Source organism: Bacillus testis, from assembly GCF_001243895.1.
Taxonomy (GTDB): Bacteria; Bacillota; Bacilli; order Bacillales; family DSM-1321; genus Bacillus_AD; species Bacillus_AD testis.
This window is the reverse complement of sequence record NZ_LN851186.1, coordinates 193848-212044: the sequence shown is the minus strand read 5'-3', so window position 1 is coordinate 212044 and position 18197 is coordinate 193848. Positions and strand designations below refer to the sequence as shown.

Sequence of the window (18197 nt, the reverse complement as noted above, 5' to 3'; positions counted from 1 at the left end):
AAGAAATATTGGTTTTACTTGGTGTGTTTGGATGCAAAAATTTACTTTGCCTTCTTACTGTTATCTAGTTTTCAAGGAACAAATCCGTCGAATGATCAACTTTGTTCTTCTTCGTCAGCTTCAATCACTCAGTCACTCACTTATGCAAATAAGCTCGTTCCTTCGTTCAATCGCTTCCTCGAATAACTCGTTGCTGATTCGACTCAGTTTTATGTTTGAGAAAGGAATGCTCTCTCAAAACTAAACAAGACAGTCACGTAACATTCTTCTAATTTCCTTAGAAAGGAGGTGATCCAGCCGCACCTTCCGATACGGCTACCTTGTTACGACTTCACCCCAATCATCTGTCCCACCTTAGGCGGCTGGCTCCAAAAGGTTACCCCACCGACTTCGGGTGTTACAAACTCTCGTGGTGTGACGGGCGGTGTGTACAAGGCCCGGGAACGTATTCACCGCGGCATGCTGATCCGCGATTACTAGCGATTCCGGCTTCATGCAGGCGAGTTGCAGCCTGCAATCCGAACTGAGAATGGCTTTATGGGATTGGCTAAACCTCGCGGTTTCGCTGCCCTTTGTACCATCCATTGTAGCACGTGTGTAGCCCAGGTCATAAGGGGCATGATGATTTGACGTCATCCCCACCTTCCTCCGGTTTGTCACCGGCAGTCACCTTAGAGTGCCCAACTGAATGCTGGCAACTAAGATCAAGGGTTGCGCTCGTTGCGGGACTTAACCCAACATCTCACGACACGAGCTGACGACAACCATGCACCACCTGTCACTCTGTCCCCCGAAGGGGAACGTCCTATCTCTAGGAGTGTCAGAGGATGTCAAGACCTGGTAAGGTTCTTCGCGTTGCTTCGAATTAAACCACATGCTCCACCGCTTGTGCGGGCCCCCGTCAATTCCTTTGAGTTTCAGTCTTGCGACCGTACTCCCCAGGCGGAGTGCTTAATGCGTTTGCTGCAGCACTAAAGGGCGGAAACCCTCTAACACTTAGCACTCATCGTTTACGGCGTGGACTACCAGGGTATCTAATCCTGTTTGCTCCCCACGCTTTCGCGCCTCAGTGTCAGTTACAGACCAGAAAGTCGCCTTCGCCACTGGTGTTCCTCCAAATATCTACGCATTTCACCGCTACACTTGGAATTCCACTTTCCTCTTCTGCACTCAAGTCCCCCAGTTTCCAATGACCCTCCACGGTTGAGCCGTGGGCTTTCACATCAGACTTAAAGGACCACCTGCGCGCGCTTTACGCCCAATAATTCCGGACAACGCTTGCCACCTACGTATTACCGCGGCTGCTGGCACGTAGTTAGCCGTGGCTTTCTGGTTAGGTACCGTCAAGGTACCAGCAGTTACTCTGGTACTTGTTCTTCCCTAACAACAGAACTTTACGACCCGAAGGCCTTCTTCGTTCACGCGGCGTTGCTCCGTCAGACTTTCGTCCATTGCGGAAGATTCCCTACTGCTGCCTCCCGTAGGAGTCTGGGCCGTGTCTCAGTCCCAGTGTGGCCGATCACCCTCTCAGGTCGGCTATGCATCGTTGCCTTGGTAAGCCGTTACCTTACCAACTAGCTAATGCACCGCGGGCCCATCTATAAGTGATAGCCGAAACCATCTTTCCTTCTTCCTCCATGTGGAGGAAGAACCTATCCGGTATTAGCCCCGGTTTCCCGGAGTTATCCCAGTCTTATAGGCAGGTTGCCCACGTGTTACTCACCCGTCCGCCGCTGACTTCCGGGAGCAAGCTCCCTTCTGTCCGCTCGACTTGCATGTATTAGGCACGCCGCCAGCGTTCGTCCTGAGCCAGGATCAAACTCTCCAATAAGTGTTTGACTTGCTCATAAAATAAAACTTGTGTGTTTCAACTCTGTTGAAACGTTTAGTTAGAATTAACGTTGACGTGTTGTCTTGTTTAGTTTTCAAAGAACATTTTGTTGTCTGTCACAACTTTTTAATTATACCATGATAATTTCTAGCGTGTCAACAACTTTTTTTGAAGTTTATTTTCTCTTCAATCTGTATGCTTCGTTCAGAAGCAACTCTAATAATATAACATCGATGAGATATAACCGTCAATACTTTTCTTGGCTTATTTCAAAAAAAAAATATAAACAGCAATATGCCGTTTATATGTCCTCACTCCCTACATCATTTAACAATCATTACTTTACTTGAATAGTAGTTAAACAATCCAATACTGGATGGCCGCCAGTGAAAGAACACCGGGAATCCCCAAAATTCCAGCAACACTAGCAGTCGCCACATTAATAGGCACGTGCAATCCGATCGAGCTGCCAAACGCATTCAAAAAAAATAAAAACATGCCGCCGATAACGAGTTTGGCAGCCAGGCTCCCCATAAAGCGAAGCGGCTTGAATGTCGTTCCCGCAAAAAGTAGGCTAAGCACCAAAACCACTATGACCGCTATAACGATAAATGGCCCCAAAATAAAAACCTCCCCCTCATTCACTTGCTTTGTACAAGCTATGCCGGAGGAGATTCCTATAGAACCTATATATTTACCGTTTTATTTTCACCTGACGATATTTTGCTTCTTTAAATAAATAGAAATACTTCGCTTCGGCCATTTTTGTTTCAAGGACCAATTCATCCGTAGGCTCAACGCACTTTTCCAATAATGCTTTTTGGTTGAGCCAAGTCTGTTTCAATTCGGCCATTTCCGCTAATAACTTTTCATCATATTCCTTACGAAGCCAACCCTTACGACGATAAAACACTGGTTACGTTCCTCCCAATCATGATCCGATTATAATTCCCTTCTGCCTTCCAGCGCTTTGGACAGCGTAACTTCGTCCGCATATTCCAAGTCCCCGCCAACGGGAAGGCCATGTGCAATACGGGTCACTTTGATGCCTGATGGCTTGAGCAGACGAGATATATACATAGCTGTCGCCTCACCCTCAATATTGGGATTCGTGGCAAGAATCACTTCCTGGATGGTATCATCCTGCAATCTTTTTAACAGGTCCGGTATATTGATATCTTCCGGCCCGATTCCATCCATAGGGGAAATACTGCCGTGAAGAACATGGTAAAGACCGTTATACTCGCGCATCTTTTCCATGGCAATGACATCTTTCGGGTCTTGCACCACACAAACAACATCGCGGTCGCGGCGCTTGTCCTCGCATATATAACAAGGATCTTGGTCCGTTATATGCCCGCAGATCGAACAGTATGTGAGATTGCGCTTTGCATTCACCAGTGCTTTCGCAAAATCAAGCACCGTATCTTCTTTCATGTTCAATACATGAAAAGCAAGCCGGGCAGCTGTTTTTGGTCCGATGCCCGGCAATTTCATAAAACTATCGATCAGTTTTGAAATAGGTTCAGGATAATGCATTCATATATACCTCCTAGAACATGCCAGGAAGATTTAATCCTTTAGTAAACTGCCCCATTGTTTGAGCTGTCAGTTCATCGATTTTCTTCAAGGCGTCATTTGTCGCAGCCAATACAAGGTCTTCTAGCATTTCGATATCATCTGGATCTACTACCTCAGGCTTGATTTTCACTTCAACGATTTCTTTATTGCCTGTGATTGTTACAGCAACCATGCCGCCGCCTGCAGAACCTTCCATTCTCTTTTCTGCCAATTCTTCCTGTGCGTCAGCCATTTTCTTCTGCATTTTTTGCATTTGTTTCATCATATTTTGCATATTGCCCATTCCACGCATAATTGTATATCCTCCAATTTAGTTAATCTTTAATTTCCACTAGTTGATCGCCGAAAAGTTTTCTCGCTTCAGCCACAAGAGGTTCCTCTTCTTTAGATGAAGGTGATTCCATCTCTTCGTTCCCTTGAGTGGATAGGAACTCTTCCCGTATTTGCTGCCATTGTCCATCCGGCACTCCTTCCATCCGCAAAGAGTTTCCGGTCATCCGCTGCATGATGGATGATATGGATTCAATGAATGATGCGTTTTCCATTGCCATTTGGCAGTGGATTTCGTATTTGAATTTTACCACAAAAGCCGCAGCTGATGCAGCTACCGGTTCAGCTTCATTCAATAAAGCCGCGGCCGATTTCATATTCTGTTCTCCTAATGTGCCAAGTAGCTCTCCCCAGTGGCTTTTAACTGCCTGCAAATCTTGTTTTGTGGCTTCCTTTAGCACATTATGGATTCGGCCGGTCGGCGCTTTATATGACTTCTTGGCCGGCTTTTTCGCTTTGGCATGCTGAGGTGCAGATGCAGCCTGCACTTTCACCCCTTCCGCCTTAAGCGTTCTGAGCTCATTTTCAAGTTCACGGATTTTACTCTGCAGTTCTAGCAGCGACGGATCATCTTTTGCTCTTTCGGATTTTGTATGGCAAAGCTTCACAATCAACACTTCCATAAAAATCCTTGGATGATTCGTCCATTTCATTTCTTGCTGTGTCTGGTTCAGCTGCTCAATCAACCGGTAGATGGTTTCCGCTGGAATCGCGTCAGCCAATTGTGTAAAGGCATCATCGACCAAGACGCGTTCGAACGCTTCTGTCATTTGCGGCGATACTTGATAAAGGAGCATATCCCGGAAATAAAGGATCAAGTCTTCGATCAGCCGGACTGGGTCTTTGCCCAATGACAGCAACTCCTTTAGAAGTTCCAATGCCTTGGCAACATTTTTGTCATGAATAGCATTCACCAACGTACCAAGATACACTTGTGACGCCGAACCTGTGATTGTCAGGGCATCTTCTACGGTAACACGGTCACCTGTACTGAATGATATAGCCTGATCCAACAAACTAAGAGCATCACGCATACCGCCTTCAGCAGCCCTAGCGATAATTTGCAGAGCTTGCTCATCACAGGCAGCACCCGTATTCGTGACGATTTCATCCATCCGCTCTACAATATCCTCCGGGCCAATACGCTTGAAATCAAACCGTTGGCAGCGCGAAATAATAGTTAAAGGGATTTTGTGGGGTTCTGTAGTTGCTAGAATAAAGATGACATGCCGGGGCGGTTCTTCCAATGTTTTCAGCAGTGCATTGAATGCGCCGGTCGATAGCATATGAACCTCGTCAATAATATAAACCTTGTACTTCACTGCATTGGGTGCATACTTGACTTTATCCCTTATATCACGGATTTCATCCACACCATTATTGGACGCAGCGTCAATCTCAATCACGTCTGAAATCGAACCATCGGTAATGCCGGTGCACGCCGGACATTCATTGCACGGCTCCTGAACAGGCGAGTGTTCGCAATTGACTGCCTTTGCCAGGATTTTGGCAACAGAGGTTTTACCTGTTCCGCGCGGTCCTGAAAAAAGGTAAGCGTGGGAAATTTTCTCCTGGACAAGCGCATTTTGAAGCGTCTTCGTCACATGTTTCTGTCCTATGACATCAGAGAAGAGCTGTGGTCTCCAAACTCGATATAATGCTTGATATCCCACCGTACGTCCTCCTTTAATCTAATCTCTCTCATTATACATGAACGCATTTCCATTTATCAAAGGCGCTCCATGTTTTTAGCCTATAGAAAAAAGAGGATGCATGCTCTCCGCAAAAGAGAAGCACATCATCCTCTGTCATTTATATAAGTAATAACTGCCGTACACCTTCCGTCGAATCGCTGCCATAAGCGTTACTTTTGTAGTTAGCTCAGCCCAGGCGACCCTGCGGCACATGAAAGGTTCCACTTAATGCTGCTTCCTTCCGGACCTGACATGGTTCATGGATTTCCATTGCGCAGGACCCAGACGTCAACACCACTTACAAAAGGCAGACCCTACAGCATACGACCCTCTAAAAGGGATTCAGTCTCGCTAGAGCGGATTGCGAGTACAGGGCACCGCTACCTCCCCACCTAGTACGGCAAAATTGATACCATTATGATAGGCGCCATATACGACGCATTTTCAATTATAGCCACTTTTTACGAAAAAAGCAATCGAAATGCGAAATTCCAATATTTATCGCTGGGTATCACCCTTGTAGCCACCTTAGTTTATTCTTCGCCCGTTTTTTCTTTCCGTTTCTTTTTTTCTTCCTTCTTTCGGGCGCGCAGCTCTCTGAAGAAATCTGTCAGGATCCTGCCGCATTCATCCTCCAACACCCCTGATGTCACTTCACTTTGGTGGTTGAACCTCTCATCAGTCAGCAGGTTCATGAATGTACCCGCACACCCAGCCTTCGGATCGCTCGCCCCATAAACAACACGTTTAACCCTCGACAAGATGATTGCTCCCGAACACATCGGACAAGGCTCGAGCGTGACGTATAGCGTTGCATCCTCCAGGCGCCACGTCCCACATTTTTTGCACGCTTCCTCAATGGCCATCAATTCAGCATGGGCCGTCGCGCTTTGTTCGCTTTCCCGCAGATTATGTGCCTTCGCTATAATCTCATCCCCTATAACCAGCACGGCACCGATGGGCACTTCTTTCTTTTCTCCGGCTTTTGCCGCTTCCTCGAGAGCAACTCTCATATATTGTTCGTCTTTATTATCCATATCTAAACTCCTATTATATGTATCGAATGAAAATGAAAGTATTGAAACAGACTAACATCATCAAAAATAGCTTACCGGAGGCCAAGATGAAAAAATCAGAAACAGCATTATTGATCATTGATATGATTAACCATTTCCAATTCGCCAACGGGGATGACTGCTTCCATCATACCCAAAGCATCGTGGCTCCTATTCTTCAACTAAAAGAACGGGCCCGCCAAAACCAAGTCCCTGTTATATACATTAATGACCATTATAATCTATGGCAAGCTGATTACCTGAAAATCATCAACTTTTGCCTGACTCCACAAAATGAATCCTATATATCCCATATTGCCCCGAAAGAGGATGATTATTTCCTCATTAAGCCGAAGCATTCCGCTTTTTATGGCACCGCCCTAAATACACTCCTTCACCACCTGGGAGCCAAGAAGCTGATCATTACAGGAATAGCGGGCAATATTTGTGTTCTGTTTACTGCGAATGATGCTTATATGCGTGAATATACATTATGTTGCCCAGATGATTGTATCGCTTCCGCGGACCAAAGAGATAACGCCTATGCACTTACCATGATGGCGAATGTGTTGAAAGCGGATATCTCTTCTGGAAACAGCTTGATCTTCTAAGAGCTTCTTTCTCCTATTTGCCTGCCACAAATACCCTAGCAAATATTGCAACTCTTTTTTCTTGCATAATCTGCAACGTGATGAAAGAGTGTGTGTTAAAATAACAGGAGCATTCATCCTTCAAATATATCAGGAGGCCGTATAGAATAATGATACAAACACCCTTTATTACTGTAGAAGGGCCAATTGGTGTTGGCAAGACTACATTATCAAAAGCAATTTCTGACCATTTTCATTTTGCCATCCTAAAGGAAATTGTGGACGAAAACCCTTTTCTCGGCAAATTCTATGAAAATATCGATGAATGGAGCTTTCAGACTGAAATGTTCTTCCTGTGCAATCGATATAAACAATTAGAAGATATTGATACTAAATTCCTCGCCAAACAACAGCCTGTCGTGGCGGATTATCATATATTCAAAAACTTGATTTTTGCCCAACGCAGCTTAAAACAATCACAATACAATAAATACTTGAGTGTATTCGATATCCTTACACATGATATGCCTGTGCCTAACATGGTCATCTATTTGCACGCAAGCCTTGATACATTGATGAATCGTATCCAAAAAAGAGGCCGAGAAATAGAGAAAAATATCAGTCCTCTCTATCTGGAACAACTTATGAATGACTACCATATTTTTATGAAGGAATTCATCGCTAAACATCCAGATGTAACGGTCCTACAATTCAATGGCGACGAAATGGATTTCGTAGAGAACGACCATGATCTGCAACATATATTGACTCAAGTAAACCAAGTGCTTCAAAAAGGAGTAAAATTAAAATGAACCTTCGTCTAAAACATAATATCCCAAACGATGCCGTCATCACCATTGCTGGAACGGTCGGTGTCGGAAAATCTACGATTACAAACGCATTAGCAAAAGCATTGAATTTCCGTACGAGCTTCGAAAAAGTAGATACTAACCCATATTTAGATAAGTTCTACGACGACTTCTCACGCTGGAGCTTTCATCTTCAAGTCTATTTTCTGTCTGAACGATTCAAAGAACAAAAAAGAATCTTTGAATATGGCGGCGGATTTATCCAGGACCGTTCGATTTACGAAGACACAGGCATTTTTGCTAAAATGCATTACGAAAAAGGCACAATGAGCAAAGTAGACTATGAGAACTATACAAGCTTATTTGAAGCGATGGTGATGACTCCTTACTTCCCACACCCTGATTTGTTGATTTACTTGGAAGGCTCATTCGAAGACGTGCTTGCCCGCATCAAAGAAAGAGGACGTCCAATGGAACAGCAGACACCGGTGGAATATTGGGAGGAAATGTACAAGCGCTATGAGGATTGGATCAACAGCTTCAATGCTTGCCCAGTTCTTCGGCTGAACATCAACGATTATGACTTAGTCAATAACGAGCAATCAATCGAACCAATCGTCGAAAGAGTGGCCTATTTTCTGGAAGAAACAAGACGCATCCGCAGAATGGGCAGATAATCCAATAAAAGCTGAGAGGACCTCAAACAGGCTCCTCTCTTTTTTTTGCATAAAAAAAGAATCAGTGCAATAAGCACCGATTCTTCAACGTTTCTATAATCTCCATATTATGCGCAATGGTTATTTGAAATATGAATGGAGGAGGTAGAGGGATTCGAACCCCCGCGAGCCGTTAAGCCCCTGTCGGTTTTCAAGACCGATCCCTTCAGCCGGACTTGGGTATACCTCCATATTACATATATGTTTCGACTTATCGTCTCAACATTTAATAAGATACCATATATGCATTCAACGTGTCAAGCAGACTTAAAAAGATTAAATTTACAGACATTTCCGTTGCAAATCCTTACTAATATAAGAGCCTGCCCTTTATGAGAAAGGCAGGCCCTGTTTTCCCTTATTTAATGAATTCTTTACCACCCATGTAAGGTCTCAACACTTCAGGAATCTTAATGCTTCCATCTTCCTGTTGGTAATTTTCCAAAATGGCAGCCACTGTCCGGCCGATAGCAAGCCCAGAACCGTTCAATGTATGGACATGCTCTGGCTTTCCTTTTGGATCGCGGCGGAAACGGATATTGGCACGGCGTGCTTGGAAATCCTCGAAGTTACTGCAAGAAGAGATTTCACGATAGACGCCATAGCTAGGCAGCCAAACCTCAATATCGTATTTCTTAGCAGCCGTAAAGCCAAGATCGGCTGTGCACATACTTAATACTTGGTAAGGCAAGCCCAATAGCTGAAGGACCTTCTCAGCATGCCCTGTCAGCTTCTCCAACTCTTGGTAAGAGTCTTCCGGCTTCACAAAGCGTACAAGCTCTACTTTGTTGAATTGATGCTGTCTGATCAATCCTCTTGTATCACGTCCGGCAGAACCGGCTTCAGAGCGGAAACATGCACTGTATGCCGCATACGCGATTGGCAGCTGTTCCCCTGCCAGAATTTCATCACGATGCATATTGGTCACAGGCACCTCAGCAGTCGGGATTAAGAAATAATCCTCATTTTCAATCAGGAAAGCATCTTCTTCAAATTTAGGCAGTTGTCCTGTTCCTGTCATACTTGTACGGTTAACCATGTACGGTGGAATCACTTCTGTATATCCATTTTCCTCCGTATGAAGGTCCAGCATGAAGGAGATTAAAGCACGTTCCAAACGGGCTCCTAAGCCTTTATAAAAGACAAAGCGGCTTCCAGTTACCTTAGCAGCTCTTTCAAAGTCCAGAATACCCAATTGGTCTGCCAATTCCCAGTGTGGTTTAGGCTCGAAGCTGTATTCAGGGATTTCACCCCATTTTCTTGCGACAACATTGTCATCCTCGCTATCTCCGACTGGCACGCTTTCATGGGGAATATTCGGGATAGACAGCAACAGACGCTCTAACTGCGCCTCTACATCACGAAGCTCATCATCCAATACTTTAATTTGATCGCCCACTTCTCTCATTTCAGCAATCACAGCTGTCGCATCTTGTTTTTCTCTTTTCATGACAGCGATTTGTTGAGAAACTTCATTTCTGCGGCTTTTCAGCTTTTCTGCTTCGCTGATCAATTCACGGCGGCGGCTATCCAGCTGTTCGAATTTGCCTAAATCGGTCAAATCCTCTCCGCGGTGTTTCAGTTTTTCTTTTACTTCATCAAAATTGGCACGTAAAAATTTTAAATCTAACATGCAGTTCTCCTCCTTTTTCATCCAGTCATTCTGTCGGTGAATACAAAAAAACTCCCATCCCTAAAAAGGGACGAGAGTTACCCGCGTTGCCACCCTAGTTAAAAGCGATAAACGCTTTTCACCTTAAAAAAGAATAACGGCCTTTTAAACCGGAAATGCTTACTGGCGCTGTATGGCGTTCGGCATTCTGCTCAAGGATGGATTCACAAAGCACAATCATCGGTTTCCACCAACCACCGACTCTCTGTCAGATCAATGCGTATGCTACTACTTCCTATCATCGCTTTTGGATAAATTAATTTTGTATTCAATTTACTATAAACAGACCATATGTGCAACTATTTATATGTTTTCCTTATTTAAAAGTGGTTATACCCACATATTATTTTGGAGTAAAAAGCTGATGGATTCATAAAAAAAGCTCTCCAAATTGAACGGAGAGCTTTTTTATGTATGGTTAGAACCAGCCTTTAACCATTGAAGATACGCTGTCCCATACATCAGCGAAGAAACCGCCGACAGCTTTCATTGAAAGTACGAACCAATTTGATTTTTCCACATCTTCTGCAGCAACCAAATCTACCTGTACTTCTTTTTGTCCATCTTTCGTCAAGAAACCATATGGGTCATTTTTTGACTGAACAGTAACATATCCAAGCTTTTCGCCTTTTTTAATTGGAGCAACAAGCTTGCCGTCTTCGTTCAATTTCTTTTTGTCGATGACGATAACTGGTTTATATTCTTTAGCTGTTCCTTTTTGAACCACTAGTTCAACCGGTTTTTTAGTGGTAAGTGCCACATGCTTCTCTTTGCCTTTTTCCACTTCTATTTCTTTGCCTTTTGGCTTGTAATTAGCTTTTAATACTTGTTCTTTCCCGAAGTTCGCAAATGCATAATCAAGCACTTTCCGTGTATCGGTGAAACGTTCATTTTTTGAAGGAGACTTCATAACAACTGAAATGAAACGTTGTCCATCACGCTCAGCAGTCGCGGTGAAGCAATAACCTGCAAAATCAGTAGATCCTGTTTTTAGGCCATCAACACCTTCGTATTGGAAGATCAATCCTGGTAGCATCCAGTTGAAGTTAGGGTATACCTTGCCGTCTCTGAATTTTAACTTAGGTTGTTTGGAATAATCCAAGACATCCGGATAATCATTTAGAAGACGGTAAGCTAAAGTCGCGATATCGCGGGCGCTCATAACGTTTTCATCGTTTGGTCCGCCGGCTGCGATATTCCCACCCAAATCGCTGTTATTCAAACCACTTGCATTGACGAATTTATATTTTGTCATGCCTAATTCTTTAGCTTTTTTATTCATCATTGTGACGAAGTTTTTTTCTGAACCGGCAATTTTTTCTGCCAAGGCAACTGTCGCTGCATTACCTGAAAAAATAGCCATCGCTTCGTATAATTCTTTGACTGTATAATCTTCGCCCTGTGTAAGGCCGATATTGGATAGTCCGTCACCTTTGGATAGATTATGGACGTATTCATTGATGTTTACTTTATCATCCCAGGTAATTTTCCCTTCTTTGATAGACTCCATAACGATATATTCTGTCATCATTTTTGACATGGAAGCAACGCCTAATACTTTATCGGCATTTTTTTCATAAAGGATTTTTCCTGTTTTAGCATCCAATAGCATCGCAGCTTCCGCTTTGAGGCTTAATGGGTCGGCAGAAGCCGCTTTAGCTGGTGCAGCTACAGAGAACTGCGATACAACAAATGCAACTAGCAACGTGAAAATGACACTGATCTTGCTGAAACTTTTCAACTTCTAATACCTCGCTTTTTATTCTTATATAGTTTTTTATTTATGTTGATTATTTACTTTTTTAACATACCTTGTTTAGTTTAACATAAGAAAAACAAAAAAAATAGACAGATGAAATTGTCTCTGTCTATTCTTTCCCGAATTGTCTGTGCCTTTTTTAATTACTGATCGAATAGTTTGGTGCTTCTTTCGTAATTTGGACATCATGCGGGTGGCTTTCACGCAAACCAGCGCCCGTCATGCGCACAAACTGAGACTTTTCTCTCAATTCTTCCAAATTGGCTGAACCGCAATAGCCCATACCCGCACGAAGGCCGCCGACTAATTGGAATAGCGTATCTGAAAGAGGCCCCTTGTATGGCAAACGGCCTTCAATACCTTCTGGCACGAATTTTTTGCTGTCTTCTTGGAAGTAACGGTCTTTCGATCCTTTTTCCATTGCAGCCTCAGAACCCATGCCTCTGTATACTTTGAAGCGTCTTCCTTGGAAGATTTCAGTTTCTCCCGGGCTCTCTGATACACCGGCCAACAGACTGCCCAGCATAACTACATGGCCGCCGGCTGCCAATGCTTTAACCACATCTCCAGAATACTTAATGCCTCCATCTGCAATGATTGCTTTACCGAGCTTACGGGCTTCAGTCGCACAATCATAGATAGCCGTGATTTGAGGAACACCTACACCAGCTACCACACGAGTTGTACAGATACTTCCTGGTCCAATGCCGACTTTCACCACGTCAACACCAGCTTCGATTAAAGCGCGTGTGCCTTCTGCAGTTGCCACATTACCAGCAATGATATTCAAGTCAGGATATGCCTCACGGATTTCACGAACAACCTTTAATACGCCTGCTGAATGGCCATGGGCTGTATCAATGACAATGACATCCACGTTTGCTTTAACAAGCATTTCTACACGCTTCATTGTGTCCTTGGTGACTCCTACTGCAGCTCCAGCCAACAAACGGCCTTGGTTGTCTTTGGCGGAATTCGGAAATTCAACCACTTTTTCAATATCTTTTATGGTAATTAAACCTTTAAGAGTACCGTCTTGATCTACTAAGGGCAATTTTTCGATTTTGTGGGCTTGAAGAATTTTCTCAGCTTGAGCCAGTGTAGTGCCGACCGGTGCTGTCACTAACTCTTCTTTTGTCATTACCTCGGAAATACGCAAAGAGTAATCACTGATGAAACGCAAATCTCTATTAGTAATGATGCCGACTAATTTTTGGTCATTTTCATTATTAACGATTGGTACACCGGATATACGGTATTTCCCCATCAAATGCTCTGCATCAAATACTTGGTGTTCCGGTGTAAGAAAGAACGGATCGGTAATTACACCACTCTCGGAGCGTTTTACTTTATCCACTTGTTCTGCTTGTTGTTCAATCGACATGTTCTTATGAATAATCCCTAATCCGCCTTGACGGGCCATTGCGATTGCCATATCAGCCTCAGTGACCGTATCCATCCCAGCACTTATAATAGGAATATTTAATTTCAACGTTTCTGTCAGGTTCACTGAAAGATTTACTTCCTTCGGCAATACCTCAGATTTCGCCGGTATTAATAGCACATCATCAAAAGTTAATCCTTCTTTTGCAAACTTATTTTCCCACATATATTTACCCTCCCGATTGAAAATATTATTAGTAGGTTATCAATAGGATAATACACTGTCAAGGTAAGATGAATATGTTTGATTTTTCAATCTATTTAAAGGAGGCTCTCCCAAATGCTTGTATCAGATTCCTCTTGGGAAAAGTTAGCGCTTTATCAGGCGCACTCATACACCCAGTCCTATCTCTTGGAAGCTTATAAGAAGTTGCAATATCCAAATGCCGAAACATCCAGTTATACCAACTGCCCAACTTTTATGTACCAACTGGAAAGCGCCTCTATTTACTATAAACAAGCTATGGAGGCTCCTGTATGCCTTAAACCGATTTTGCTCTTTTACGGACTGACTCAACTGATCAAAGCCGCTCTCTTAAAAATTGATCCTACTTACCCAAGCTCTACTTCACTGCTGGCACATGGAGTGACCTCCAGAAAGATTAAAAAGCATCATTATTCCTTTCTTCAAGACGAAATTAAGATACAAAAAAATGGTTTATTTAGTTATATGAGCGATGTGTTGTTCCACATGAAACATTTGGAAAAAGATAGATTCAGCATGGAACATCTGCTTGCCGAAATCCCGGAGCTATATTCTCCTCTTACTACTTATAAATTGAAGACCGGCATTCCGCTCAATCGTCTAGGATCTAATCTATACAGTGGCTCTGCCAGTATTCTTGATTTGTTCCACACACAGGCACCAAGACTTCAGGAGATTCTGCAGCAAGGAAGTAGTGCTTCCATACAAATTCACCAAGATAAAGATCTATTCTTTTTAATCCCTGATAGCTATCGTTGCCATTCTTGCGGATTATTAAAATACAATACATACACGCAAACATTTCATCTTTCAAAAAGAAGTGGTTCCGGCAGTGAGAATTTAGCTGAACTGATGGTGCACTTTCTGATTTTATATAACTTGAGCATGATTGCCCGCTATGAAACGGAGTGGTGGATGGATTTGCAGCATACAAAACCGACAGAGGATTATCCACTTATTCATTATTTTCTTACCTGTACGCAAACAAAAGGGCCCTATCTCATCGAACAGCTCCTGCACAGCATTTAGTCTTCATAGCCAACATCCTGCATTCTAATCGGTTCTTAAAAAGTAGTGGGCTAACGGTTTGGGAAAAAACAAAAAAGACCAGCACTCGGCTGATCTTTCGTTTGCCTGGCAACGTCCTACTCTCGCAGGGGGAAACCCCCAACTACCATCGGCGCTGAAGAGCTTAACTTCCGTGTTCGGAATGGGAACGGGTGTGGCCTCTTCGCCATCATTACCAGACATGTATTTTTTTAAAAGGTTTATTCCTTCAAAACTAGATAACGGAAGGAGTAAGATTTTTATTCAAACACGTAATCCAGCTACGGCTCCTAGCTTTTCGGTCGTTTCGGTTCGCCACTTCAAATCCAAAATTGGGATTTGTAGTGTCAACCCTCCAACGCCGTCAAAGCTGGACAGTCGCCTTCGCTTTATATTTAGGTTAAGTCCTCGACCGATTAGTATTCGTCAACTCCATGTGTCGCCACACTTCCATCTCGAACCTATCAACCTGATCATCTCTCAGGGGTCTTACTAGCTTGACGCTATGGGAAATCTCATCTTGAGGGGGGCTTCATGCTTAGATGCTTTCAGCACTTATCCCGTCCGCACATAGCTACCCAGCGATGCCTTTGGCAAGACAACTGGTACACCAGAGGTGCGTCCATCCCGGTCCTCTCGTACTAAGGACAGCTCCTCTCAAATTTCCTACGCCCGCGACGGATAGGGACCGAACTGTCTCACGACGTTCTGAACCCAGCTCGCGTACCGCTTTAATGGGCGAACAGCCCAACCCTTGGGACCGACTACAGCCCCAGGATGCGATGAGCCGACATCGAGGTGCCAAACCTCCCCGTCGATGTGGACTCTTGGGGGAGATAAGCCTGTTATCCCCGGGGTAGCTTTTATCCGTTGAGCGATGGCCCTTCCATGCGGAACCACCGGATCACTAAGCCCGACTTTCGTCCCTGCTCGACTTGTAGGTCTCGCAGTCAAGCTCCCTTATGCCTTTGCACTCTACGAATGATTTCCAACCATTCTGAGGGAACCTTTGGGCGCCTCCGTTACATTTTAGGAGGCGACCGCCCCAGTCAAACTGCCCGCCTGACACTGTCTCCCACCCCGATTGAGGGGTGCGGGTTAGAATTTCAATACAACCAGGGTAGTATCCCACCGACGCCTCCACCGAAGCTGGCGCTCCGGCTTCAAAGGCTCCTACCTATCCTGTACAAGCTGTACCAAAATTCAATATCAGGCTGCAGTAAAGCTCCACGGGGTCTTTCCGTCCTGTCGCGGGTAACCTGCATCTTCACAGGTACTATAATTTCACCGAGTCTCTCGTTGAGACAGTGCCCAGATCGTTACGCCTTTCGTGCGGGTCGGAACTTACCCGACAAGGAATTTCGCTACCTTAGGACCGTTATAGTTACGGCCGCCGTTTACTGGGGCTTCGATTCAAAGCTTCGCTTGCGCTAACCTCTCCTCTTAACCTTCCAGCACCGGGCAGGCGTCAGCCCCTATACTTCGCCTTGCGGCTTCGCAGAGACCTGTGTTTTTGCTAAACAGTCGCCTGGGCCTATTCACTGCGGCTCTCTCGGGCTTGCACCCTACCAGAGCACCCCTTCTCCCGAAGTTACGGGGTCATTTTGCCGAGTTCCTTAACGAGAGTTCTCTCGCACACCTTAGGATTCTCTCCTCGCCTACCTGTGTCGGTTTGCGGTACGGGCACCTTTTATCTCGCTAGAAGCTTTTCTTGGCAGTGTAGAATCAAGAACTTCGGTACTAAATTTCCCTCGCTATCACAGCTCAGCCTTCACGGCAACGGGATTTGCCTCGTTGCCAGCCTAACTGCTTAGACGCACATATCCAGCAGTGCGCTTACTCTATCTTACTGCGTCCCTCCATTGCTCAAACGATAAAGAGGTGGTACAGGAATATCAACCTGTTGTCCATCGCCTACGCCTTTCGGCCTCGGCTTAGGTCCCGACTAACCCTGAGCGGACGAGCCTTCCTCAGGAAACCTTAGGCATTCGGTGGAAGGGATTCTCACCCTTCTTTCGCTACTCATACCGGCATTCTCACTTCTAAGCGCTCCACCAGTCCTTCCGGTCTGACTTCACAGCACTTAGAACGCTCTCCTACCACGCATACCATACGGTATGCATCCACAGCTTCGGTGATACGTTTAGCCCCGGTACATTTTCGGCGCAGAGTCACTCGACCAGTGAGCTATTACGCACTCTTTAAATGGTGGCTGCTTCTAAGCCAACATCCTGGTTGTCTAAGCAACTCCACATCCTTTTCCACTTAACGTATACTTTGGGACCTTAGCTGGTGGTCTGGGCTGTTTCCCTCTTGACTACGGATCTTATCACTCGCAGTCTGACTCCCGATGATAAGTCTTTGGCATTCGGAGTTTGACTGAATTCGGTAACCCGATGAGGGCCCCTAGTCCAATCAGTGCTCTACCTCCAAGACTCTAACAATCGAGGCTAGCCCTAAAGCTATTTCGGAGAGAACCAGCTATCTCCAAGTTCGATTGGAATTTCTCCGCTACCCACACCTCATCCCCGCACTTTTCAACGTGCGTGGGTTCGGGCCTCCATTCAGTGTTACCTGAACTTCACCCTGGACATGGGTAGATCACCTGGTTTCGGGTCTACGACCACATACTATATCGCCCTATTCAGACTCGCTTTCGCTGCGGCTCCGTCTCTTCAACTTAACCTTGCATGTAATCGTAACTCGCCGGTTCATTCTACAAAAGGCACGCCATCACTCATAAATGAGCTCTGACTACTTGTAGGCACACGGTTTCAGGATCTATTTCACTCCCCTCCCGGGGTGCTTTTCACCTTTCCCTCACGGTACTGGTTCACTATCGGTCACTAGGTAGTATTTAGCCTTGGGAGATGGTCCTCCCTGCTTCCGACGGGATTTCTCGTGTCCCGCCGTACTCAGGATCCACTCAAGAGGGAACGAAGTTTCGACTACAGGGTTGTTACCTTCTATGACAGGCCTTTCCATGCCTCTTCATCTACCCCGTTCCTTTGTAACTCCATATAGAGTGTCCTACAACCCCGAAAGGCAAGCCTTCCGGTTTGGGCTATCTTCCGTTTCGCTCGCCGCTACTCAGGAAATCGCGTTTGCTTTCTCTTCCTCCGGGTACTTAGATGTTTCAGTTCCCCGGGTCTGTCCTCCATACCCTATGTATTCAGGTAAGGATACTGCTCCATTACGAGCAGTGGGTTTCCCCATTCGGAAATCTCTGGATCAAAGCTTACTTACAGCTCCCCAAAGCATATCGGTGTTAGTCCCGTCCTTCATCGACTCCTAGTGCCAAGGCATCCACCGTGCGCCCTTTCTAACTTAACCATTATGGTTATCGCATCTTCCATCAGGAAGAATACGTTCAACATTTCGTAAGAAATATTGGTTTTACTTGGTGTGTTTGGATGCAAAAATTTACTTTGCCTTCTTACTGTTATCTAGTTTTCAAGGAACAAA

General features: G+C 44.8%; 13 protein-coding genes, 1 tRNA gene, 3 rRNA genes, 1 other RNA gene and 1 other annotated feature. Of the genes, 4 read left to right on the top strand and 14 right to left on the bottom strand.

Annotated elements, in window-relative coordinates; all coding sequences use genetic code 11:
* Window positions 1-281: 281 nt before the first annotated feature.
* The 8 genes from BN1765_RS01505 to tadA form a co-directional block, all read right to left on the bottom strand.
* A 16S ribosomal RNA gene (locus tag BN1765_RS01505) occupies window positions 282-1831 on the bottom strand.
* A gap of 357 nt (window positions 1832-2188) precedes the next feature.
* Window positions 2189-2452, bottom strand: a complete 264-nt coding sequence (locus BN1765_RS01500; protein WP_050613547.1) for a pro-sigmaK processing inhibitor BofA family protein — start codon at window positions 2450-2452, stop codon at window positions 2189-2191.
* A gap of 73 nt (window positions 2453-2525) precedes the next feature.
* Window positions 2526-2744: a YaaL family protein gene (locus tag BN1765_RS01495; protein WP_050613546.1), complete on the bottom strand. Its 219-nt coding sequence runs from the start codon at window positions 2742-2744 to the stop codon at window positions 2526-2528.
* 29 nt (window positions 2745-2773) lie between these two features.
* The gene (gene recR, locus BN1765_RS01490) at window positions 2774-3370 is read right to left on the bottom strand and encodes a recombination mediator RecR (RefSeq protein WP_050613545.1); all 597 of its coding nucleotides are present in this window, start codon (window positions 3368-3370) and stop codon (window positions 2774-2776) included.
* Window positions 3371-3383: 13 nt separating this feature from the next.
* A complete protein-coding gene (locus BN1765_RS01485) occupies window positions 3384-3704 on the bottom strand; it encodes a YbaB/EbfC family nucleoid-associated protein (RefSeq protein ID WP_050613544.1) in 321 nt (106 codons plus the stop codon).
* 22 nt (window positions 3705-3726) lie between these two features.
* Complete coding sequence (gene dnaX, locus BN1765_RS01480) at window positions 3727-5415, bottom strand: DNA polymerase III subunit gamma/tau (RefSeq protein ID WP_050613543.1); 1689 nt, start codon at window positions 5413-5415, stop codon at window positions 3727-3729.
* Window positions 5416-5572: 157 nt separating this feature from the next.
* An RNA gene (gene ffs / locus BN1765_RS19250) (signal recognition particle sRNA large type) lies at window positions 5573-5837 on the bottom strand.
* A 132-nt stretch (window positions 5838-5969) separates the two neighbouring features.
* A complete protein-coding gene (tadA, locus tag BN1765_RS01475) occupies window positions 5970-6473 on the bottom strand; it encodes a tRNA adenosine(34) deaminase TadA (RefSeq protein WP_050613542.1) in 504 nt (167 codons plus the stop codon).
* An 86-nt stretch (window positions 6474-6559) separates the two neighbouring features.
* On the opposite strand from tadA, the gene BN1765_RS01470 reads away from it, so the two are divergent.
* The 3 genes from BN1765_RS01470 to BN1765_RS01460 all read left to right on the top strand — a co-directional run bounded on the left by BN1765_RS01470 (window position 6560) and on the right by BN1765_RS01460 (window position 8567).
* On the top strand, window positions 6560-7102 hold the full coding sequence (locus BN1765_RS01470) for a cysteine hydrolase family protein (RefSeq protein ID WP_050613541.1): 543 nt from the start codon (window positions 6560-6562) through the stop codon (window positions 7100-7102).
* A 149-nt stretch (window positions 7103-7251) separates the two neighbouring features.
* Window positions 7252-7893: a deoxynucleoside kinase gene (locus BN1765_RS01465; protein WP_050613540.1), complete on the top strand. Its 642-nt coding sequence runs from the start codon at window positions 7252-7254 to the stop codon at window positions 7891-7893.
* The gene (locus tag BN1765_RS01460; protein ID WP_050613539.1) at window positions 7890-8567 is read left to right on the top strand and encodes a deoxynucleoside kinase; all 678 of its coding nucleotides are present in this window, start codon (window positions 7890-7892) and stop codon (window positions 8565-8567) included. Before BN1765_RS01465 ends, BN1765_RS01460 begins: the two co-directional genes overlap by 4 nt.
* A gap of 136 nt (window positions 8568-8703) precedes the next feature.
* On the opposite strand, the gene BN1765_RS01455 is transcribed toward BN1765_RS01460, so the two are convergent.
* From BN1765_RS01455 to guaB, 4 genes are all read right to left on the bottom strand, one after another.
* A tRNA-Ser gene (locus BN1765_RS01455) sits at window positions 8704-8796 on the bottom strand.
* A gap of 168 nt (window positions 8797-8964) precedes the next feature.
* A complete protein-coding gene (gene serS, locus BN1765_RS01450; protein WP_050613538.1) occupies window positions 8965-10239 on the bottom strand; it encodes a serine--tRNA ligase in 1275 nt (424 codons plus the stop codon).
* Window positions 10240-10302: 63 nt separating this feature from the next.
* Window positions 10303-10529: a binding site (T-box leader), on the bottom strand.
* Between the two features lie 167 nt (window positions 10530-10696).
* On the bottom strand, window positions 10697-12019 hold the full coding sequence (locus tag BN1765_RS01445; RefSeq protein ID WP_050613537.1) for a serine hydrolase: 1323 nt from the start codon (window positions 12017-12019) through the stop codon (window positions 10697-10699).
* A gap of 157 nt (window positions 12020-12176) precedes the next feature.
* On the bottom strand, window positions 12177-13646 hold the full coding sequence (guaB, locus tag BN1765_RS01440) for an IMP dehydrogenase (RefSeq protein WP_050613536.1): 1470 nt from the start codon (window positions 13644-13646) through the stop codon (window positions 12177-12179).
* 114 nt (window positions 13647-13760) lie between these two features.
* Between guaB and BN1765_RS01435 the strand changes: the two genes are divergently transcribed.
* A complete protein-coding gene (locus tag BN1765_RS01435) occupies window positions 13761-14714 on the top strand; it encodes a YaaC family protein (protein WP_050613535.1) in 954 nt (317 codons plus the stop codon).
* Between the two features lie 103 nt (window positions 14715-14817).
* Here the strand turns inward: BN1765_RS01435 and rrf are convergent.
* Window positions 14818-14933 (bottom strand): 5S ribosomal RNA (rrf, locus tag BN1765_RS01430).
* 195 nt (window positions 14934-15128) lie between these two features.
* Window positions 15129-18065, bottom strand: a 23S ribosomal RNA gene (locus BN1765_RS01425).
* Window positions 18066-18197: the final 132 nt, after the last annotated feature.

Excerpts from the sequence above, each read along its gene's own strand:
- recR (WP_050613545.1), bottom strand. The coding sequence starts at position 3,370 with ATGCATTATCCTGAACCTATTTCAAAACTGATCGATAGTTTTATGAAA.
- BN1765_RS01485 (WP_050613544.1), bottom strand. The coding sequence starts at position 3,704 with ATGCGTGGAATGGGCAATATGCAAAATATGATGAAACAAATGCAAAAA.
- tadA (WP_050613542.1), bottom strand. The coding sequence starts at position 6,473 with ATGGATAATAAAGACGAACAATATATGAGAGTTGCTCTCGAGGAAGCG.
- BN1765_RS01470 (WP_050613541.1), top strand. The coding sequence starts at position 6,560 with ATGAAAAAATCAGAAACAGCATTATTGATCATTGATATGATTAACCAT.
- BN1765_RS01465 (WP_050613540.1), top strand. The coding sequence starts at position 7,252 with ATGATACAAACACCCTTTATTACTGTAGAAGGGCCAATTGGTGTTGGC.
- BN1765_RS01460 (WP_050613539.1), top strand. The coding sequence starts at position 7,890 with ATGAACCTTCGTCTAAAACATAATATCCCAAACGATGCCGTCATCACC.
- serS (WP_050613538.1), bottom strand. The coding sequence starts at position 10,239 with ATGTTAGATTTAAAATTTTTACGTGCCAATTTTGATGAAGTAAAAGAA.
- guaB (WP_050613536.1), bottom strand. The coding sequence starts at position 13,646 with ATGTGGGAAAATAAGTTTGCAAAAGAAGGATTAACTTTTGATGATGTG.
- BN1765_RS01435 (WP_050613535.1), top strand. The coding sequence starts at position 13,761 with ATGCTTGTATCAGATTCCTCTTGGGAAAAGTTAGCGCTTTATCAGGCG.